This is a genomic window from Blastococcus sp. HT6-4 (assembly GCF_039679125.1).
Taxonomy (GTDB): domain Bacteria; phylum Actinomycetota; class Actinomycetes; order Mycobacteriales; family Geodermatophilaceae; genus Blastococcus; species Blastococcus montanus.
In genome coordinates, this window is the sequence record NZ_CP155551.1 from 217,227 (window position 1) to 236,910 (window position 19,684).

Sequence of the window (19,684 nt, forward strand, 5' to 3'; positions counted from 1 at the left end):
GCTGGGGCGGCCGGGAGGGGCCCCGCTCACAGCGAGCGGATCAGGTGCCGGAAGAAGCCGGCCCCGCGGTGCAGGGCCGCGACCGAGATCCGCTCGTCCGCGGCGTGCAGGGTGGCCAGTTCGTCCGTGCTCAGGTCGAAGGGCATGAACCGGTAGACGCTGTCGCTGATCTGGCTGAAGTGCCGGGCGTCGCTGGCCTGCACCATCACGTACGGCGCCACCGCCGCCTCGGGGTAGACCGACCGGACGGCCGCGCTGATGAGGGCGAACGCCTCGTTGTCGGCCCGGGACACCGGTGACGGGTCGTTGCCGGACACCACCCGCAGGTCGACGCTCGGGTCGTCGATGACCCGCCGCAGCCGGTCGACGGTCGACTCCACGGTCTCGCCCAGGGCGATCCGGATGTTGGCGTGCGCCCGGGCGCGGGTGGCCAGCACGTTGCGGGCCCGGCTGCCCTCGAGCTGGGTGATGGCGACGGTGGTCCGCACCAGCGCGTTCGCCTCCCGGCTCGCCTTCGACAGGACCTGCGCCAGCGCGGGCCGCAGGTACCCGGCGTGCGCGAAGAGCGCCCGGTAGTCGATCGGCGCGTGCCGGCCGAGGGCGTCGATCATGCCGAGGACGACGTCGTGCAGCCGGGCGGGGAACGGGTCGTCCTCGATCCGCAGGATGGCGCGGGCGAGCCGCGCGGGGGCGCCGCCCCGGACCGGTGCGGACGCGTGCCCGCCGGCATCGGTCGTCACCAGCTCGACGTCCAGCAGGCCCTTCTCCGCCAGCCCGATGACGGCGGTCTGCCCCGGGACGCCGGGGAAGACGCCGCTGACCACCGCGCCGCCCTCGTCGACGACGGCCCAGGGGCGGATGCCGCGGGCGGTGAACGCCTCGACGGCCAGCCGCGCCCCGACGCCGGCGATCTCCTCGTCGTTGCCGAAGGAGAGGTAGACGTCGCGCCGGGGCGTGAACCCGTCCGCGACCAGCGCCTCCACGGCCTCGAGGATCGCGACCATCGAGCCCTTGTCGTCGATGGCGCCGCGGCCGTGCACGCAGCCGTCCTCGACCACGCCGGAGAACGGGTCCCGGCTCCACTCCTGCCCGGCCACGGGGACGACGTCGTAGTGCGCCATGAGCACCAGCGGGTCGGGCTCCTCGGTCCCGGGCCAGCGGTAGAGCAGGGCGCCGTCGCCCAGCTGCTCGCGCTCGAGCGCGTCGTGGGTGCGCGGGTAGAGCTCGGCCAGCCGCGCGCGGAACCGCTCGAACGCGGCCTCGTCGACGTCCGCGCGGTCCCGGGAGGAGACGGTCGGGATGCGGATCAGCTCGGCCAGCCGCCCGGCCGCGGCGTCGGCGTCGAGGCCGGTGAGGTCCACCGGGGGAACCGGGCGGTCGTCCGGCCGGAACCGGGCCACCCGTCGGGCCGTGGTGGTGGCGGCCGCGGCGGCGGCCGCCAGGGCGAGGGTGCGCCTCATGCTCGGGACTCCTCAGCGGATGTGTGGACCGGCCGGTCGGAGAAGGCGAGCTTCGGGACGACGAGCAGGGCGAGCGCCGCGAGCAGCGCGGCCGTGCCGCAGACCACCCAGACCGTGATGTACCCCGACAGCGACCCCGCGGTGCCCGCCGACCCGTCGGGCAGCAGGGGGACGCCGGAGGCGAGCGCGATGGCGAAGGTCGCGGAGGCGAACGATCCGCCGAGCACCTTGGTGGTGTTCGTCAGGCCGGTGGCCACCGCGGTCCGGCCCACCGGGGCGGCCGCGGCCGCGGCCGCGGGCAGGGCCGCGACCAGCGCGCCGGACCCGAGGCCGGCGATCGCGATGCAGGACAGCATCTGGCCCAGGGTGTCGTGGAAGGGGACGAGCAGGAGGTAGCCGATCCCGGTCAGCGTGGCCGCGCCGATCAGCGTGCGCCGGGGCGTGGTGAGCCGGCTGACGCGGGAGAACTGGCTCGCGCCGATCAGCATGGAGATGACGTACGCGCCGATGACGACGGACACCTCGCTGGTGGACAGCCCCAGCCCGTAGCCGTACACCTCCGGGTCGGTGCGCGCGAAGGTCGACAGCGGGCCCTGGGCGCCCAGCACGCTGATGCCGAACAGGCCGGCGGTCAGCTGCACCGGCCACATGGAGGAGCTGCGCAGCACCCGGAAGTCCACCAGCGGGTCCTGCCGGCGCAGCTCGTACCGCACGAAGGGGACGAGCAGCAGCAGCCCGGCCGCGGTGACCGCCCACGGCCAGAGCGCGTCCTGGTTGAGGCGGACGAAGCTCAGCCCACCGGTGATGACCAGCAGCACCAGGCTCAGCAGCGCGGCGCCGGTCGCGTCGATGCTGCCGCCGGTGCGGTCCTCGCTCTCCGGCACGAGGAAGGCCACGACGACGCAGACGCCGACCACCAGCACCACCGGCGCGATCAGGACCAGCCAGAAGTGCTCGCCGAGGCTCTGCCCGATCTGGCCGCCGCCGAGGGCGCCGGCGATGGCGCCGGCCTGCAGGGCGGCGACGATCAGGCCGGTCGCCCGCCGCGTCTGGCTCGCCGCCCCCGGGGTGCGCCGGGACCGGTCCCAGATGAGCGCCACCTGCAGCGGCAGCCAGACGACGTACATGCCCTGCAGGGCCCAGGCGACGAGGAACAGGGGGAAGCTCTGGGCGAACGCCAGCGCGACGGTGGACAGCGCCACGACCACGGCGGACCCGAGCAGCACGCGGCGGTGCCCGTGCAGGTCTCCGAGCTTGGCCAGCACCGGCACCGCGATGGCCGACAGCATCAGCTGGGCGGCCTCGAGCCAGTTGACGTCGGCGTCGTTGATGTCGAGGTACCGCGCGATGTCGGTGAGCAGCGGGACGTAGTAGCCCTGCAGCACGCCGCTGGTGAACTCGACGAAGATCAGGTAGCCGACCAGGCCGCCGCCGATCCCCGCCAGCCGCCCGGTGCGCCGTGCCGTCTCCGTGCGTGCCACCGCATGCGTCCCTTCGCCCTGGCGCCGGGCCCGGCGCGGGAAGTTGGCAGCGTAGTGGCCCTGATCACCCCGGAGGGACGTCCGGTACCGAAAGTCCCCCGGACGTCCCCCGGTCGTGACCTGCAGCGGCACCGGGAGGGTCAGAGGGGGGCGCGGGAGACGGGGCAGGACATGCAGCGCGGGCCGCCGCGGCCGCTGCCCAGCTCCGACCCGGCGATCCGCACGACCTCGATGCCGGCCGCCTCCAGCGCCGCGTTGGTGACGGTGTTCCGCTCGTAGGCCACCGTGAGCCGCGGTGCCAGCGCCAGGGTGTTGTTGCCGTCGTCCCACTGCTCGCGTTCGGCGGTGACCGGGTCCAGCCCGGTGTCGATCACCCGCAGCCGGTCGATCCCCATCGCGGCCGCGGCGGCGGTGAGGAACGGCTGCGGTCCGCTGACGGCGAGGTCGGCGGTGTCGGCGTCGTCCGCGATGCCGGACGGTGCCCGCACGGTCCAGGCGACCAGCGAGTCGGCGACCGCCGGGTACATGACCATCGCGTCCACGTCGACCATCGTGGCGATGGTGTCCAGGTGCATCGTCGCCCGCTCCTGGGCGATCGGGACGACGAGCACGGTGTGCGCCAGCCCGCGGGCGAACAGCCGACGGGCCAGCCGCTCCGCGCCGCCCGGCGTCGTCCGCTCGCCCACGCCGACCGCTACCACCCCGGGCGCCAGCAGCAGGACGTCCCCGCCCTCGAGGTGCTCGAGCTCGGCCGCGTACAGCTGCTCGGCGCCGGCGAACCGCGGGTGGTGGGTGTAGATCGCCGCGGTGATCGTGCTCTCCCGGTGCCGGGCGGGCATCGCCAGCGACGTCACGGCCACCTCGCCGCCGATCCAGACCGAGGAGTCGCGGGTGAACAGGAGGTTGGGCAGCGGCGGGACGACGAAGTCGGAGCGGTCCATCAGCTGGTAGGCCAGCCCGTGGCCGCGCAGCTCCTCGTGCGCCAGCCCGGCGATGAGGGCCGAGGCGAGGTCGTCGGGCGAGAGCGAGGCCAGGTGCCGGGCCGCGTCGCGCTGCAGGGTGGCGCCGAGGCGAGGGTCGTCGACGGCGGCGTCGATGAGCTCGGCACGGGCGGTGTCGTTGGAGAGGATCTCGGCCAGCAGGCCGGCCAGGTGCAGCACCTCGACCCCGCGGTCGCTGAGCGCCTGCGCGAACGCGTCGTGCTCCTGCTGGGCCCGGTCCACCCACGGCACGCCGTCGAAGAGCAGCTGGTCGTTGTTGCGCGGGGTCAGCCGGCGCAGCTCGGCGCCGGGCCGGTGCAGCAGCACGGTGCGCAGGGGACCGACCTCGCTGGTGACGCCGGTCGCGGCGGACTCGATCATGGGAGCCAGGCTGGCACACCCGGCCACGGGGCTGCCCGCCGTGACCCCTCGTTAGGGTGCCGGGGGCGGGGTCGACGACGACTCCGCGACGTCGAGGCGGAGGTATTCGTGGACCTGTTCGACCTGACCGGCAAGGTGGCTGTGGTCACCGGGGGCACCCGCGGCATCGGGATGATGATGGCCCGCGGCCTGCTGCAGGCGGGGGCGAAGGTCTACATCAGCTCCCGCAAGGCCGAGGCCGGGGAGACCGCCGCCGCCGAGCTGAGCGAGTTCGGCACGGTCGTCTCGATCCCCGCCGACCTCGCCACCGAGGCCGAGTGCGTGCGGCTGGCCGAGGAGGTGGGCCGCGCCGAGGAGCGGGTGCACATCCTCGTCAACAACGCCGGGGCCACCTGGGGGGAGCCGCTGGAGACCTTCCCCGAGTCGGCCTGGGACAAGCTGCTCGACCTCAACCTGAAGTCGCCGTTCTTCCTCACCCGCGCGTTCCTGCCGAAGCTCGAGGCCGCGGCCGCCGAGGGCGAGCCCGCGCGCATCGTCAACGTGGGCAGCATCGACGGCCTGCACGTCAACCCGATGCCGACCTACTCCTACGCCGCCAGCAAGGCCGGGCTGCACCAGCTCACCCGGGTGCTGGCCAAGGAGCTCGGCCCGAAGGGCATCACCGTCAACGCCGTCGCGCCGGGGCCCTTCGAGTCGAAGATGATGGCCGCCACGCTCGACGCCTTCGGGTCCGAGATCGCGGCGAAGTCGCCGCTGGGCCGCATCGGCCGCCCGGACGACATGGCCGGCGTCGTCGTCTACCTGTCCTCGCGCGCGGGCTCCTACGTGACCGGCGCGGTCATCCCGGTCGACGGCGGCATCGCCACCACCGCCTGAGCGAGGACCCGGGCGGTCGCCGTCCGCACGCTGCGACGTGCGGACGGCGACCGGCGGGGGTGCGGGTGGCAGCCGGGCCGGCTCACGCGTCGAGCCCCCAGGAGACCACCTTGTCGGGGTGGATGCGGATCATCGCCTCGCGGCCGCCGGCCCGATCGGCGTCCAGCGCCTCGGCCGGTCCCTGGACCATCAGGCCGCGCGGACGGAACGGCGGCAGGACGTCGTCGACGACGAAGGCGGCCTGCGGATTGGCCGCCGCGTTGCGGTACTTCCGGGTGGTGGCGAAACCGTGGCCGGAGATGTCGATCGTCCCCAGCTCGGCGTCGTAGCTCCACCCCACGGGGACGACGTGCGGCCGGCCCGTGGCATCGGCGGTGGCCAGCCGGCCCAGCCGGCGTTCGCCCAGCAGGTAGTCGAGCTCGGCGGGGGAGAGGGCCGCCGTCGGTCGCAGGCCGGTGCCCGGCGCTGCCGGCGGCGGGGGCGTACGTCGGGTGCCGGGCGAGTCCATCGCGGGGCGTCTCAGTCGGGGAGGAGGACGCCGGGGTTGCAGATGCCGTTCGGGTCCAGCCGCTCCTTCACCGCGCGCAGCACCTCGACGCCCAGCGGCCCGATCTCCCGCTCCAGCCAGGGGCGGTGGTCGGCGCCGACGGCGTGGTGGTGGGTCAGCGTGCCGCCGGCGGTCAGCAGCGCATCGGTCGCCGCCCGCTTCGCGCCGAGCCACTGCTGCATGGAGAGGTCGTCGTCGCGGTCGGCGATCACGGTGAGGTACAGCGAGGCGCCGGTGGCGTAGCCGTGCGAGAGGTGGCTGAGCACGAGCGGCCGGCGCCCGTCCCGGGTGAGCGCGTCCTGGAGCGCGCGGCGGGTGGCGTCGTAGACCGTCGGCAGCGCGGTCCAGGTGGCCGCCGTCTCCAGGGTCTCGACGAGCAGGCCGCCGTCCATGAGCCGGTCCCGCAGGTAGGGGGCGTCGAACCGGTGCTTGCGCCACGAGGCGCCCACCCGGCGGCCGATCCGGACGGCGCCGCCCTCGCGGAGCAGGGAGGCCGCGGCGCGCGTGCGGGCGCGGACCAGGTCGGGCACGCCCTCCCAGCCGACGACGAGCATGCAGCCCGCCCCGTGCCGGCGGGCGCGCAGACTGCCGCGCAGCGCCTTCGCGCCCGGGCCCGAGGCCATGAGCAGGTTCGTGCGGGTCTCGTCGGCGTCGGAGAGCCGGACGACGTCGGGCAGCAGGTCGTGCCGGGCCAGGCGCTGGAGGGTCGCCAGCCCGGCGGCCCAGGAGCGGAACGACCATCCCTCGTAGCTGCTCGCCGGGGGCTTGGGCCGCACCCGCAGGGTCAGCTCGGTGATGACGCCGAGGCTGCCCTCCGAGCCCAGCGCCAGGCCGAGCAGGTCCGGCCCGGCGGCCGAGGCCGGCGGGTGCCCCAGCTCGAGGACGCCGGTCGGCGTCGCCAGGGTCAGCCCGGCGACCAGCTCGTCGAACCGGCCGACGCCGGTGGAGGCCTGCCCCGCCGAGCGGGTGGCCGCGTAGCCGCCGAGCGTGGCGAACTCCCAGCTCTGCGGGAGGTGGCCGAAGGCGAGCCCCTCGCGGGCCAGCGCCTCCTCCAGCGCCGGGCCACGCATGCCCGGGCCCACGGTGACCAGGGACGAGGGCACGTCGAGGGCGCGCACCGACGACATCCGCGCGAGGTCGACGGCGATCGTCGGCCGGTCGTCGGGGTCCACGCCGGCCAGCCCGCCGACGACGCTCGTCCCGCCACCGAACGGGACGACGACGACGCCTCGCGCGCTGCACAGGGCCAGCAGCGCGGCGGTCTCCTCGGTGGTGCCCGGCAGCACGACGGCGTCGGGCGCGTCGGAGGCGTCCCCCGCCCGCCGGCGCAGCAGGTCCAGGTAGCTCTTGCCGCCGGCCCGGCGCAGCCGTGACCCGCGGTCGGTGCGCACGTTGTCCGCGCCGAGCAGGTCGGCCAGCGCGGACCGGACCTCCTCGGGCAGGCGGGACGGCGACAGCCGGATCTCGTCGACCGGCACCGGGGGAGTGGACCGCGGGGTCCAGCCCAGCTCGCGGGTCAGATGGCGGCGCGCGGCCTTGGTCAGGACGGCGTCGAGGCCCGCGGGCCCCTGCTCGGCGGAGGCTCCGGCGGGGCGGGGGCCCCAGCCCTGGATCGTCAGTTCCGGCTGCTCGGGCACGGCTACAGTCTGCCGGTGCCGCAGCGCTGGAGAGCCGGATGATCGGCTCCCTGTCACCCGCCCGGCGGGCCCGCGACCTCACGGGGGTGGCGGGTGCGACCGTCGACCTGGTGGTGGTCGGCGGGGGCGTGACCGGTGCCGGGGTGGCCCTCGACGCGGCGTCGCGCGGGGTGTCGGTAGTGCTGCTCGAGCGGGCCGACCTCGCCGCGGGCACCAGCCGGTGGTCGTCGAAACTGGTGCACGGCGGGCTGCGGTACCTGGCGCATGGCGAGATCGGCCTGGCGCGGGAGAGCGCCCGCGAGCGCGCCGTCCTCCTGGGCACCACGGCGCCGCACCTGGTGCGTCCGCTGCCGTTCCTCGTGCCCGACGCCGCCGGCCGGGACGTCACCGCGCTCGCGGAGCTGGGCGGCCGGCTCGGTGACGCCGTGCGGTTCTCGGTGCCCGGCGGCCGCGGTTCGCTGCCGCCGGCCCGGCGGGTGACGGCGTCCGACGTCGGCCGGCTGACCCCCGCGGTGCGGCCGGGCCGCGGGGGCGTCGTCTTCTGGGACGGCCAGCTGGTCGACGACGCCCGGCTGGTCGTCACCCTCGCCCGGACGGCGGCCGCGTACGGGGTCCGCATCGTGACCGGGGCGACGGTCACCGCCGTCGACGGTGCCGACGTGCACGTGACCACCGACGACGGGCCGCTGGTGGTGCGGGCCGGAGCGGTGGTGAACGCGGCCGGGGTGTGGGCGCAGCGGCTGGCGCCGCGGATCCGGCTGGTGCCCTCCCGTGGCTCGCACCTGCTCGTGCCGGGGGTCCGGCTCGGTTCGCCGTCGGCGGCGCTCACCGTGCCGCTGCCCGGCTCACGCTCGCGGTACGTCTTCGCGCTCCCGCAGCCCGACGGGCTGGTCCACCTCGGCCTCACCGACGAGCCGGTGGAGGGCCCGGTGCCCGACGACGACGCGGCGCCGTCCGACGCCGAGGTGCGGCAGCTGCTCGACACGGTGAACCAGGTGCTCGCCGAGCCGCTGACCAGGGCGGACGTGGTCGGCGCGTACGCCGGCTACCGGCCGCTGGTGCTGCCCGAGTCGGCCGGCGCCGGACCGGGCGACTCCACCGCCGACCTGTCCCGCAAGCACCTGCTGCTGTGGGACGGACCGGTCCTCACCGTCGTCGGCGGCAAGCTGACCACCTACCGCGCGATGGCCGAGCAGGCGGTGGATGCCGTGGTGGCCCGGCTCGGGCGGGGCTCGGCGCGCTCGGCGACCGCACGGCTGCCCCTGGTCGGCGCGGCGCCGCGGATCGCGCTGGACCGGGTGCCGGCGCCCGCCCGGCTGGTGGCCCGCTACGGCACCGAGGCCCCGCTGGTGGAGGCGCTGGGCCCCGCGCTGGTGACGGCCGGCCGGCCGGAGACGCTGGGGGAGCTGCGCTTCGCCGTCCGGCACGAGGGCGCGCGGACCGTCGCCGACCTGCTCGACCGCCGCACCCGCATCGGGCTGGTGCCCGCCGACCGGGAGCGCGCCGTCGCCGTCGCCGAGCAGGTGCTCGCCGAGGAATCCTGAACCATCCCAACATGGGAAGGCAGTTCCGCTGAGTGGGACAGTGGAGTAGGACTGTCCGCGTGGACACGTACACGCACGGGCACGCCGAACCGGTGCTGCAGTCCCACCGTTGGCGCACCGCGGAGAACTCGGCGGCCTACCTGCTGCCGGCGCTGCGGCCGGGGCTGGACCTGCTCGACGTCGGCTGCGGGCCGGGCACCATCACCGTGGACCTCGCCTCGCGGGTGGCCCCGGGTCGGGTGCTGGGCATCGACGTCTCGCCCGACCCGCTGCCCGAGGCGCGGGCGGCGGCCGATCGGGCGGGGGTGGCGGTGACGTTCGCGGTCGGGAACGTCTACGCCCTCGACGCCGCCGACGACTCGTTCGACGTCGTCCACGCCCACCAGGTGCTCCAGCACCTCACCGATCCGGTGGCCGCGCTGCGCGAGATGGCCCGCGTCTGCCGGCCGGGCGGGCTGATCGCGGTGCGGGACGTCGACTACGCGGCCACCACCTGGTTCCCCGCCGATCCGGGTCTGGACGGGTGGCTGGCGCTGTACCGGCGGGTGGCCCGCCGCAACGACGCCGAGCCCGACGCCGGTCGCCGCCTGCTGGCCTGGGCCCATGCGGCCGGGCTGCGGGACACGACCGCGACCGCGAGCACCTACTGCTTCGCCACGCCGGCCGAACGGGAGTGGTGGGGGCGGTCGTGGGCCGGGCGGGCGACGTCGTCGTCGTTCGCGGAGCAGGCGGCCGGCTACGGGCTGGCGATGCCGGCCGAGCTCGAGGAGATCGCCGGCGCCTGGCTGCGCTGGGCGGCCGCCGACGACGGCTGGCTCGGCATGCTGCACGGCGAGCTGCTCATCCGGGTGCCCTGACCCCGGGCGCGGCTCAGCAGTCGCAGGCCGGGAGCGCCACCGGAGCGGTGAGCGGGTCGGCCGGGCGGGTGGCCGGGCCGTCGTCCGACTCGACGGGAAGGCCCTCGCGGGCCCAGTACTCGAAGCCGCCGATCATCTCCTGCACCCGGTAGCCCATCGTGGCCAGCTGCAGGGCGGCGCGCGTCGACCCGTTGCACCCCGGCCCCCAGCAGTAGGTCACCACCGGGACGGCCGGGTCGAGCACGCGGCCGGCCCGGTCGGGGATGTCCCGGGTGGGCAGGTGGACCGCGCCGGGGATGCGCCCCTGGGCCCAGGCCGCTGCGCCCCGGGTGTCCACCAGGACGAAGCCGGGCCGGCCGGACCGCAGGGCTGCATCGACGTCGGACGGGTCGGTCTCGTACCGCAGCTTGGCGGCGAAGTGCGCGATGGCAGCGGCGTCGGCCTGCCGGGGAGCGGCGTCGAGCGTCGTCATGGCGCGATCGTGCCGGGCCGTCCCGGCACGGACGAGCGCCGGGACGGGCACACATCGCAACGCGAGTGCCATGCTCGGCCCGTGACCCGTCGGGGCAGCCCGGTGCCGCCGTCCGCCCCCTCCGCTGAGGGACAAGGCCGGCGGTGGCCGGTGCGGGCCGGGATCATGGCCCTGTCGGCGGCGGTGGCCGCGACCGCCGCCGGGGCCACGGCGTGGTGGTTCCTCTGGTCGTCCCCCCTCGTGGCGGTCCCCGCGACCAACGTCGCCCTGCCGGACGTGGAGCTCGGCGTGCCGCAGACGGTGATGGTCGCGCTGCTGTGCCTCGACGGGGACGAGGCGGCGACCATCGACCGGATCACCGTGGATCCGGCCGGGCTCACCGTCACGGACTTCGCCGTGCGCCGCTCGTCCGCGGGGCCCGGCATCGGAGCCGTCGACGGGCCGCTCCGGGAGAGCGGCCTCGATGGCGGCCGGACGGTCGCGGCCGAGTGCGCCGAGGGCGCCTGGTCCGAGTTGGCCGTCGAGCTCTCCCGCGTCAACGGGCCCGCGCACACCGATGTCGTCTCCATCCACTGGCGCGCCGGCGTCCGGTCCGGGGTGCTCCCCGTCGAGGCGCCGGTGACCCTCTGCGCCCCCGCGCCGCGGGACGAGCGCTGCACCCCGGTGGCCGCCGGTTCCTGACCACCCACTCCGCGGACCCGGGTGGGAGGAGCAGGCGAGCGTGTGCGCCGACGCCCTGTTTCGTGGCGTGGAACGGGGCGTCAGCGCACACGCTCCTCAGCCCTGACGGGCGGCGTTGGCCTGGACGGCGGCGCTCACGTACTGCGCCAGACCGGGCGCGATCCGCTCGTAGTACGCGGTGAAGCGCTCGTCCTCCACGTACATCCGCCCGAGACCGGCGTGCATCTCCGGCGAGCACTCGTAGAAGTTCCGGCTGATCTGCCGCCGGTGCTCCTCGGCGAGGTCCATCGCCTGCTCCGACCCGGGCGCGACGCCAGCAGCCAGCGCCTCGGCGAACCGGCGTTCGACGTCGTCGCCCTCGACCTTGACCCGCAGCCAGTCCTCCTTCGTCATGGCGCGGGTCCGCTGCTGGGACTGCGCCCAGGCGTCGGTCTCCCCCCACTTCTCCTCGGCCTCGGCGGCGTACTCCTCCGGCAGCCAGTCGCCGAACACCTCGAACCGCTCCTCCGGGGTCAACGAGATCCCCATGGCTCGTGCCTCCATCTCCTTCTCGACGGCCGCGACCATCGCCTGCGTCCGCTCCAGCCGGTCCCGCAGCAGCCGGTGCTGCCGGCGCAGGTGCTCGGCCGGGTCGGCGGACGCGTCGTCCAGCAGGGTCGCGACCTCCTCGAGGGGGAACCCGAGCTCGCGGTAGAGCAGCACCTGGTGCAGCCGCTCCAGATCGGCCGGCGAGTACTGCCGGTAGCCGGCCGACGTGCGCCCGGACGGCGACAGCAGGCCGATCCGGTCGTAGTGGTGCAGCGTGCGCACCGTGACGCCGGCCAGCGCCGCGGTGTCGCCGACGCTCATCCCACCGTTCATCGGGCCCTCCCTTCCTCTGACGGGGAGAAGGCAACAGCCTGACGTCGCGTCAGGGTCAAGCCCGTTACCGGGACTTCTTGCCCGCCCGCAGCGACTCGACCGTCTTCCCGATCCGGGCGGCCCGGGTCTCCGGCTTCTTCGCCTCCTCGACCCAGCGCACCCACTCCTTCTTGTGGCTGGGCGCGAGGCCGGCGAAGAACGACCGGGCCGCCTCGTCCATCGCGCCGGCGAGGTCGTCGGGCAGCGTCACCTCGCGCGGCGCCGTGTCCGGCTCGACGACGATGCTGACCTCGTCCCCGGCCGCCACACCCGCGGCCGCCCGGTGCTCGGCGGACAGCGGAATCCAGTACGCGCCGCCCATCGGCGCCACCGTCGTCCGGTAGGTGTGACCGCCGACCGTCACCACCACCGGTGGCCGCTTGCCCGCGCCGAGCGCCGTGACCACCTCGTCGGGCACCTGCAGCCCGGTCGCCGTCTTCCCACCGAGCGTCACCGTCGTCCGGAACTCCATGCCTGGAACCTAAGAGGTCGCGGGAGCCCGGTCCACGGTCGGGACCTCGCCGGCGACGCCGGGGTGGTCGGCGTACCCGAACTCGGCCAGCCGCGGCCGCCACCGGCGCATCTCCGAGCGGTGCGGCTCCGCGACGGCGAAGGCCCGGACCGCGGCCTCGTCGTCCCACCAGGAGACGGTCGTGAACCGGCGGGCCAGCGGCTGGGCGCGCAGGAACAGCGACCGCGCGCCGGGGCTGCGCATGGTCTGCGCCCGGATGGCCATCGATGCGCGGAAGAACGCGGGGACGTCGCGGAGCCGGCGCACGTGCAGGGACGTGGTGACGACGACGCCGGGTCCGCCGGCGATGTGCTCGGCGGTCCAGGGCAGGTCGGGGATCAGTGGCACGGCGTCCTCCTCGGGCATTGCTTTACAGGTGTAAAGCGACCGTAGCCTCGTCTCTTAACACCTGTAAAGTGATCCGCGTGCCGACCCGGGAGCTGCGTGCCGACCTGATCGCGGCGGCCACCGCCCTGGTCGAGCGCGCCGGTTCGGCCGAGGCGGTGAGCCTGCGGGCGGTCGCCCGGGAGGCCGGCGTGACCGCGCCGGCCGTCTACGGGCACTTCGCCGACCTCGACGCGCTGCTCGCGGCAGTGCTCGACGAGGGGTTCGCCGCGCTGCGCACCGCCGTCACCGAGGCGGTGGCCCGTCGCAGCGACCCGGGGGAGCGGCTGGTCGCCGGCTGCCGCGCCTACGTGGAGACCGGGCTGGCCGCCCCCGGCCGGTACCGGGCCATGTTCGGGCCCCGCCGGGTGGCCGGCAGCCGGCAGGCGTTCGGGTTGCTGGTGGAGGGCGTGGCCGCGTGCGCGGCGGCCGGCCGGTCGCGCAGCCGGGACCCGGAGGCGGAGGCGACCCTGCTGTGGACGGCGCTGCACGGGCTGGTGACGCTGCGGGCCGCGGCGCCCGAGGGCCCGTGGCCGGACCTCGACGAGCAACTGCCGGCGCTGGTCGGGCGGCTGGCCCTCCTGACCCCGGCCGGCGACGCCGGGCGTGACCAGGCGGGCCCGCCCGGACCCGTGTGAGGATCGCGGCATGGCCGACGACGTCTCGCCCGAGGACCCGTTCCCGCGCACGCGGATCACCGTCAAGGACGCCGAGATGGCGTACGTGGACGTCGGCACCGGGGAGTCGATCGTCTTCCTGCACGGCAACCCGACGTCGTCCTACCTGTGGCGCAACGTGATCCCGCACGTGCAGCACCTCGGCCGCTGCATCGCCCCCGATCTCATCGGCATGGGCGAGTCGGACAAACTGCCCGACCCCGGCCCGGGCACGTACTCGTTCGAGACGCACGCCGCCTACCTGGAGGAGTTCCTGGACCGGGTCTACGTCGGCGACCGGATCACGCTCGTCCTGCACGACTGGGGGTCGGGGCTCGGCTTCGACTGGGCCGCCCGCCACCCGGACCGGGTCCGCGGCATCGCCTTCACCGAGGCGATCGTCACGCCGGTCACCTGGGACGACTGGCCCGCCGACGCCCGCAAGATCTTCCAGCTCATGCGCAGCCCGGACGGCGAGGCCGCGGTGCTGGACAAGAACGTCTTCGTCGAGAGGATCCTGCCGGCGTCCGTGGCCCGCGGGCTGACCCCCGAGGCGCACGACCGGTACCGCGCGCCGTTCACTGGGCGCGAGGACCGCTGGCCGACGCTCGAGTGGCCGCGCTCGATCCCGATCGAGGGCGAGCCCGCGGCCGTGGTCGAGCGGGTGCAGCGGTACGGGGACTGGCTCGCGGGCAGCGACGTCCCGAAGCTGTTCATCGACGCCGAGCCGGGGTCGATCCTGGTCGGCCGCCAGCGCGAGTTCGTGCGCAGCTGGCCGGCGCTCACCGAGGTGACCGTCGCGGGCAGCCACTTCGTCCCGGAGGACTCCCCGCACGAGATCGGGCGCGCGGTGGCCGACTGGCTCCCCACGCTCCCGTAGTCAGATCAGCGCGCGGACGGTCTCCACGGCGGCGACGACGGCGAACACGAGGAACAGGCCGGCGGCCACCCGCCGGATCAGCGCGAGCGGCAGCCGGTCGGCGAGCTTCTTGCCGAGGAACACCGCGAGGCCGGAGACCACCAGGAGGGCGGCCCAGGCGCCGACGAACACCGACAGCGGCTCCTCGTAGCGGGCGGCGAGCCCGGCCGTGGCCAGCTGCGAGAGGTCGCCCCACTCGGCGGCGAAGAGCACGCCGAACGAGATGGCGGCCGCCCGCAGGAACGACGTCTGCTCGCGGCCGTCGGCGGCCTCCCCGCCGTCCTCCGCGCCGCTGGTCGCGCTGCGCCAGAGGATGACCGCGCCGACGAGGAACAGCAGCGCGACCACGCCGGTGACCAGCGCCTCGGGCAGCAGCGAGAGCAGCGACCCGGCGGTGACGGCGATCGCCACCTGCAGGCCGAAGGCGGTGCCCACCCCGACGAAGACCGGCAGCGGCGGGAACCGGGTGGCGAGCACCAGGCTGGCGAACAGCGTCTTGTCGGGCAGCTCGACCGGCAGCACCAGGACGAACGCGGCCAGGACGACCGACCAGACCACGACGGACACTCCTCGCTCGGCACTGCCGGGCGGGGCTCGGCCAGTTCAGCTCTGTCGGGAGCACGGTAGCGGGCCTCCGGCCGCCTCCCGAGCGCGCCGGGTCAGCCGGTCGCCGGTGCGCCCCGGCGCGCGGCCTTGACCCGGTACATCGCGGCGTCCGAGGCGGCGATCACGGAGTCCGGGCTGTCGCTGGGCCCGCAGAGCGTGACGCCGATGCTGATGCCCACCGCGTGCTCGGCGCCCCCGGACCGGCGCAGCGGCTGGTCGAACGCGGCCGTGATGCGGTCGGCGATCTCCTGACCGGCCCGCTCCGAGCCCACCTCCGGGCAGAGGACGACGAACTCGTCGCCGCCGATCCGGGCGACGGTGTCCCCGGGGCGGATCGCGGCCGCGAGCCGCCGCGACGCCTCGACGAGCACCTCGTCACCGGCCGCATGCCCCATGGAGTCGTTCACCGGCTTGAAGCCGTCCAGGTCGCAGTAGAGGACGGCCATCGGCCGCCGCACCCGCTGCGCTGCGGCCAGGCCCTGGTCGAGGCGGTCCAGCAGCAGGGTGCGGTTGGGCAGACCGGTCAGCGGGTCGTGCAGCGCGGCCTCGCGCAGCGCCGACTCGAGCGCCCGCTGCTCGGTGATGTCGGTGAGGGTGACGACGGCGCCCAGCAGCTTCTCCTCGTCGTCGTGCACCTGCAGCCCCGAGGCGGAGACGTGGCGCACCGGCCGGCCGGGCACGGCGATCGCCATCTCGACCCCGTCGATCCGGCCTTCGGTGTAGACCCGCCGCAGCGGCACCTGGTCCGGGCGGAGCGGGCTGCCGGCCACGTCGGTGAGGAAGAACGTCCCGGGCACGTCGGCCGGCTCGACCGCGGAGTCGGCCTCCAGCCCGTGCCAGTCGCGGCTGGCGGCGTTGAACAGGGCCACCCGGCCCTCGCCGTCGCCGCCGACGACGCCCACGGGAAGCACCTCGAGCAGGGCGCGGGTGAAAGCGGTGGAGCGGGCGAGCTCGTGGTGAGCTCGTGCGGTCTCGGCCCGGGCGAGCTGGCTGGCGGCGGCGAGGTCGGCCAGCGCGCTGGCCTGCTGGCCCGCCCGCACCAGCGACGCGACCGCGGTGGCGACGTCGGCGAGCCGGTCGCGCTCCTCGCTCGTGAACGTGTGCGGCGCGTCGTCGAACACGCACAGCGCCGCCACGACGACGTCGTCCACGACCACCGGGACGCAGCCGAAGGCGCGCATCCGCCCGCGCCGGCCGTCCACCCACGGGCTGCCGGTGAACTGCGGCTCGGCGGTCAGGTCGTCGCAGGTCTGCGCACCCGGCCCGCGCTGCAGCACGATCGACACGATCGAGCCTTCGCGCGGCCAGGTCGCCCCCCGGAAGCCGTGGACCGCCATGACGTGCATGACGGCGGTGTCCATGGTGATCACCGCGGCGCGGCCCATGCCGGTCACGGCCGCGGCCACACGGACCAGGCCGTCGAGCGCGGGGTCGGCGTCCATCGCCGGGCGATCGGGCTCCGGGCCCGGGGGCCCCGGACGGTCGCGCGCGGGTGCGGGGTCGGCCGTGCTGGTCATCCTGTGTCCCTCCGCGCACGGCCGGGATCTCCGGTCCGTTCGGTGCCGTAACGGCGCGACGTGGCCCCGGGTTGAGAGCGAACGGGCCGGCTACCCCGCACGGGTCAGCGTGATCCACCCCCGGCGGTCCCCACGCCGAAAGGCGGTGCGCCGGGGACGCCGTCCGGACTAGCCTCCGCGCCATGCACCGAGATTGATCCGCACTGCGCCCGCTGCCCTCGGCGGCCCGCCCCCTCGCCCGGCTGGCCGTGGGCTGGGCCGCGCTCTCCGAGCTGGTGCCGCTCTACCCGCTCTACGCCCTCCTCGTCCTCGGCACGGGGCTGTCCGACGCCCAGCTCTCGCTGTTGTTCGCGCTCTGGTCGGTCGCCGGGCTGCTGGCCGAGGTGCCCGCGGGGCTGCTCGCGGACCGGTGGTCCCGTCGCCGGGGTGCTCGCGCTGGCCGGCGTGCTCCAGGCGGGGGCCTTCGCCGTCTGGACCGCCGTCCCCTCCTTCGCGGGCTTCCCCGTCGGGTTCGTCGTCTGGGGCGTGGGTGGCGCCTGCTCGTCGGGCACCACCGAGGCGCTGGTCCACGACGGGCTCGCCGACGTCGGCGCGGCGGACCGCTTCGCCCGCGTGCACGGGGCCATGACCGCGGCCGAGCTCGCGGTGCAAATGCCCACGGCGCTGGCCGCCACCGGCCTGTTCGCCCTGGGTGGGTACTCCCTGGTCGGCTGGGCCAGCGTCGTCACCTGCCTGGGCGCCGCCGCACTGGCGCTGCGCTTCCCCGAACCCCCGCGAGGGCGGACGACGACGAGGAGGGCTCGCCGCGGGGGTTCGGGGTGCTGCTCCGGTGCCCCGCGCTGCTCACCGCCGTCGGCGCCGTCGCCCTCGTCGGGGGGCTGGACGGGATGGAGGAGTACTTCCCGGTCCTCGCCGCCGACCGGGGCGTGCCCGCCGTCGCCGTCCCGTCGACGGTGCTGGGGGTGATGCTCACCGGGGCCGCCGGCGCCGCACTCGGTGGCCGCCTCGCGCGGCCGGGGGGCCGCACCCTCGCCGCGCTCCTGGCGGCGGCCGGGCTGTCCCTGCTCGGCGCCGGGGTGGCGCCGGCCGTCGTGGGCCTGATCGCGCTGGCCGTCGGCTACGGCACCTACCTGGCCGTGCTGGTCGCCGCGGAGGCCGAGCTGCAGCGGCGGATCACCGGCCCCTACCGGGCGACGGTCACCTCGGTCGCCGGCGCCGGGATCGAGCTGTCGTCACTGCTGGTCTTCGCGGCAAGGGCCGGCGGCGGCGGGACGTCGGTCGCGCTGCTCGTGCTCGCCGTCGTCCCCGTCGTGGCCGCCGGGCTGCGTCGCCGGGGCTGATCCGGCCAGCGGCAGCGACAGCCGCGGCAGCAGCACCTGCACCAGCGGGCCGATGGCCAGCGCGTAGACGACGGTGCCGAGGCCCAGGGTGCCGCCGAGCAGCCAGCCGGTGGCGACCACCGCGACCTCCACCGACGTCCGCACCAGCCGCACGGAGCGCCCGGTGCGCAGCACCAGGCCGGTCATCAGGCCGTCGCGCGGCCCGGGCCCCAGGTGGACGCCGATGTACGCGGCGGTGGCGACGGCGTTGAGCAGGACGCCGGCGACCAGGAACCCGGCCCGTGCCGCCGGTGCTCCCGGCGCGGGCAGGACGGCGAGGGTCGCGTCGACGGCCAGGCCGATGACGAGGACGTTGCTGACCGTGCCGAGCCCGGGCCGCTGGCGCAGCGGGATCCACGCCAGCAGCACCAGCGCTCCCACCGCGATGGTGACCGTGCCCAGCGACCACCCGAGCCGGCCGGCCAGCCCCTGGTGCAGCACGTCCCAGGGCATCACGCCCAGCGCCGAGCGGACGAGGAGCGCCATCGAGGCCCCGTAGAGGGCGAGACCGGCGTAGAGCTGCAGCAGCCGCCGGGGCGTGCCCCCGACGGTGGCGGGAGCGCCGGCGAGCAGGAAGCGGTCGATCACCAGGTGATCCTCACCCGGTCGCGGCCGGCCGTCTGCAGGCCAATCGCGACGGTGGCCTGGTGCCCCGGCCCGGTCGAAGGGGTCAGCCCCACAGCGGCGGCGGCTCATCCGACGGCGGCTCCTCCGGCGGCGGGCCGACGGGGTGGGCGGCCGCGGCGGCGGCCGTGGCCGCACGCAGCACCTCCTTGACCGGCAGGTCGCGGTCGCCGGCCAGGGCGGCGACGTCGTCGTGCTCGACGCTCACGTTCACCACCCGGCCGGCCGAGGTGGCGACCTTCACGCCCACCCGCCCGCCGAGCACGTCGACGGCGGCGTGCGTGCGGTCGAGCTCCACCTTGCCGACCGCGACCGTCCGCAGGCCGATCGTCGACGTCGTCGCGAAGACCGCGGCCTGCACGGCCGGCACCGCGTCGGGCCGGCACAGCGCCGAGAGGGTGTGCGCGGGTCGGCCCTTCTTCATCAGGATGGGCGTCAGCCAGGCGTCGGAGGCCCCGGCGGCGAACAGCGCGTCGAGCACCGCGGGCCACAGCCGGGGGTCGAGGTCGTCGACGTTCGTCTCGAGCACCACGGGGCCGGGCGGCGCCGCCCCGGCCGGATCGCCGAGCACCAGCCGGACGACGTTGGGCAGCTCCGCCGGATCCCGCCCCCCGGCGCCGGTGCCCACCCGCTCCACGCGCAGCGCGGGGAGCGTCGTCCACTCGTCCACCCGGGCGGCGAGCAGCGCCGCGCCGGTGGGTGTGCACATCTCCGCGGGAACGGCCCCGGCGTGCACCGGCACCCCGGCCAGCAGCTCCAGGACCGCCGGGCCGGGGATCGGGACGACGCCGTGCGCGCCGCGGGCCGACCCGCTGCCCAGCGCGACCGGCGAGGCGGTCAACCGGTCCAGCTCCAGGTACTCCAGGCAGGCCACCACGCCGACGACGTCGGCCAGCGCGTCGAGCGCCCCGACCTCGTGGAAGTGCACCTCGTCGGGGCGCACCCGGTGCACCCGCCCCTCGGCGACCGCCAGCCGTTCGAACACCGCCAGGGCGCCGTCGCGCACCGGCGACGGCAGCGCCGATCCGGTGAGCAGCGCCCGGACGTCGGACCAGGTGCGGTGCGTATCGGCCGGCGGGGCGTGCACGTGGACGCGGGTGGCGCCCAGGCCGTGCCGGGTCACCTGCTCGGCCACCAGCCGGACCGGCTCCACCGGGAGCGCGGCGACCGCCTCGGCCGGCACGTCGAGCGGCACCCCGGCGTCGACGAGGGCGCCGAGGAGCATGTCCCCCGACGCCCCGGCGGCGAGGTCCAGCCACCCGATCGTCACGG

General features: G+C 75.8%; 20 protein-coding genes. 7 read left to right on the top strand and 13 right to left on the bottom strand.

What is annotated here, in order from left to right:
* Nucleotides 1–26: 26 nt before the first annotated feature.
* From ABDB74_RS01035 to ABDB74_RS01045, 3 genes are all read right to left on the bottom strand, one after another.
* Entirely contained in the window at nt 27–1,460 is a 1,434-nt protein-coding gene (locus tag ABDB74_RS01035; protein WP_346621101.1) for a M20/M25/M40 family metallo-hydrolase, read from the bottom strand.
* A complete protein-coding gene (locus tag ABDB74_RS01040) occupies nt 1,457–2,941 on the bottom strand; it encodes an MFS transporter (protein WP_346621102.1) in 1,485 nt (494 codons plus the stop codon). Before ABDB74_RS01040 ends, ABDB74_RS01035 begins: the two co-directional genes overlap by 4 nt.
* 140 nt (nt 2,942–3,081) lie before the next feature.
* Nucleotides 3,082–4,302 (bottom strand): arginine deiminase, encoded by a 1,221-nt coding sequence (locus ABDB74_RS01045; protein ID WP_346621103.1) that lies wholly within the window; start codon nt 4,300–4,302, stop codon nt 3,082–3,084.
* A 108-nt stretch (nt 4,303–4,410) separates the two neighbouring features.
* On the opposite strand from ABDB74_RS01045, the gene ABDB74_RS01050 reads away from it, so the two are divergent.
* Complete coding sequence (locus ABDB74_RS01050) at nt 4,411–5,178, top strand: SDR family oxidoreductase (RefSeq protein ID WP_346621104.1); 768 nt, start codon at nt 4,411–4,413, stop codon at nt 5,176–5,178.
* Between the two features lie 82 nt (nt 5,179–5,260).
* On the opposite strand, the gene ABDB74_RS01055 is transcribed toward ABDB74_RS01050, so the two are convergent.
* Nucleotides 5,261–5,686 carry a PPOX class F420-dependent oxidoreductase gene (locus ABDB74_RS01055; protein ID WP_346621105.1) on the bottom strand — a complete coding sequence of 142 codons (426 nt, stop codon included), beginning with the start codon at nt 5,684–5,686 and terminating at the stop codon, nt 5,261–5,263.
* Between the two features lie 11 nt (nt 5,687–5,697).
* The gene (locus ABDB74_RS01060; protein WP_346621106.1) at nt 5,698–7,362 is read right to left on the bottom strand and encodes an FAD-binding oxidoreductase; all 1,665 of its coding nucleotides are present in this window, start codon (nt 7,360–7,362) and stop codon (nt 5,698–5,700) included.
* Nucleotides 7,363–7,400: 38 nt separating this feature from the next.
* Here ABDB74_RS01060 and ABDB74_RS01065 point away from each other — a divergent pair, with 38 nt between their 5' ends.
* Entirely contained in the window at nt 7,401–8,906 is a 1,506-nt protein-coding gene (locus tag ABDB74_RS01065; protein ID WP_346621108.1) for a glycerol-3-phosphate dehydrogenase/oxidase, read from the top strand.
* Nucleotides 8,907–8,965: 59 nt separating this feature from the next.
* Nucleotides 8,966–9,763: a methyltransferase domain-containing protein gene (locus tag ABDB74_RS01070; RefSeq protein WP_346621110.1), complete on the top strand. Its 798-nt coding sequence runs from the start codon at nt 8,966–8,968 to the stop codon at nt 9,761–9,763.
* A gap of 13 nt (nt 9,764–9,776) precedes the next feature.
* Here the strand turns inward: ABDB74_RS01070 and ABDB74_RS01075 are convergent, their stop codons facing one another.
* Nucleotides 9,777–10,235, bottom strand: coding sequence for a rhodanese-like domain-containing protein (locus ABDB74_RS01075; RefSeq protein ID WP_346621112.1), 459 nt, complete (start codon nt 10,233–10,235; stop codon nt 9,777–9,779).
* A 150-nt stretch (nt 10,236–10,385) separates the two neighbouring features.
* Between ABDB74_RS01075 and ABDB74_RS01080 the strand changes: the two genes are divergently transcribed.
* On the top strand, nt 10,386–10,916 hold the full coding sequence (locus ABDB74_RS01080; protein WP_346621113.1) for a hypothetical protein: 531 nt from the start codon (nt 10,386–10,388) through the stop codon (nt 10,914–10,916).
* 96 nt (nt 10,917–11,012) lie between these two features.
* On the opposite strand, the gene ABDB74_RS01085 is transcribed toward ABDB74_RS01080, so the two are convergent.
* From ABDB74_RS01085 to ABDB74_RS01095, 3 genes are all read right to left on the bottom strand, one after another.
* Nucleotides 11,013–11,777: a MerR family transcriptional regulator gene (locus ABDB74_RS01085; protein WP_346621114.1), complete on the bottom strand. Its 765-nt coding sequence runs from the start codon at nt 11,775–11,777 to the stop codon at nt 11,013–11,015.
* A gap of 64 nt (nt 11,778–11,841) precedes the next feature.
* Nucleotides 11,842–12,288: a YdeI/OmpD-associated family protein gene (locus ABDB74_RS01090; RefSeq protein WP_346621115.1), complete on the bottom strand. Its 447-nt coding sequence runs from the start codon at nt 12,286–12,288 to the stop codon at nt 11,842–11,844.
* Between the two features lie 9 nt (nt 12,289–12,297).
* Nucleotides 12,298–12,675 carry a hypothetical protein gene (locus tag ABDB74_RS01095; RefSeq protein WP_346621117.1) on the bottom strand — a complete coding sequence of 126 codons (378 nt, stop codon included), beginning with the start codon at nt 12,673–12,675 and terminating at the stop codon, nt 12,298–12,300.
* A 77-nt stretch (nt 12,676–12,752) separates the two neighbouring features.
* Between ABDB74_RS01095 and ABDB74_RS01100 the strand changes: the two genes are divergently transcribed.
* Together ABDB74_RS01100 and ABDB74_RS01105 are read left to right on the top strand one after the other, a co-directional pair.
* Nucleotides 12,753–13,349 carry a TetR/AcrR family transcriptional regulator gene (locus ABDB74_RS01100; protein ID WP_346621118.1) on the top strand — a complete coding sequence of 199 codons (597 nt, stop codon included), beginning with the start codon at nt 12,753–12,755 and terminating at the stop codon, nt 13,347–13,349.
* A gap of 10 nt (nt 13,350–13,359) precedes the next feature.
* A complete protein-coding gene (locus ABDB74_RS01105; protein ID WP_346621119.1) occupies nt 13,360–14,247 on the top strand; it encodes a haloalkane dehalogenase in 888 nt (295 codons plus the stop codon).
* Here ABDB74_RS01105 and ABDB74_RS01110 read toward each other — a convergent pair whose 3' ends face one another.
* A complete protein-coding gene (locus ABDB74_RS01110) occupies nt 14,248–14,844 on the bottom strand; it encodes a TMEM165/GDT1 family protein (protein WP_346621121.1) in 597 nt (198 codons plus the stop codon).
* Between the two features lie 101 nt (nt 14,845–14,945).
* Entirely contained in the window at nt 14,946–16,409 is a 1,464-nt protein-coding gene (locus ABDB74_RS01115; protein WP_346621122.1) for a diguanylate cyclase domain-containing protein, read from the bottom strand.
* Nucleotides 16,410–17,227: 818 nt separating this feature from the next.
* Between ABDB74_RS01115 and ABDB74_RS01120 the strand changes: the two genes are divergently transcribed.
* Nucleotides 17,228–17,749 carry a hypothetical protein gene (locus ABDB74_RS01120; RefSeq protein ID WP_346621123.1) on the top strand — a complete coding sequence of 174 codons (522 nt, stop codon included), beginning with the start codon at nt 17,228–17,230 and terminating at the stop codon, nt 17,747–17,749.
* On the opposite strand, the gene ABDB74_RS01125 is transcribed toward ABDB74_RS01120, so the two are convergent.
* Together ABDB74_RS01125 and larC are read right to left on the bottom strand one after the other, a co-directional pair.
* Complete coding sequence (locus ABDB74_RS01125; protein WP_346621125.1) at nt 17,642–18,376, bottom strand: hypothetical protein; 735 nt, start codon at nt 18,374–18,376, stop codon at nt 17,642–17,644. The genes ABDB74_RS01120 and ABDB74_RS01125 overlap by 108 nt on opposite strands.
* A gap of 82 nt (nt 18,377–18,458) precedes the next feature.
* Nucleotides 18,459–19,682: a nickel pincer cofactor biosynthesis protein LarC gene (gene larC / locus ABDB74_RS01130; protein ID WP_346621126.1), complete on the bottom strand. Its 1,224-nt coding sequence runs from the start codon at nt 19,680–19,682 to the stop codon at nt 18,459–18,461.
* Between the last annotated feature and the right edge of the window lie 2 nt (nt 19,683–19,684).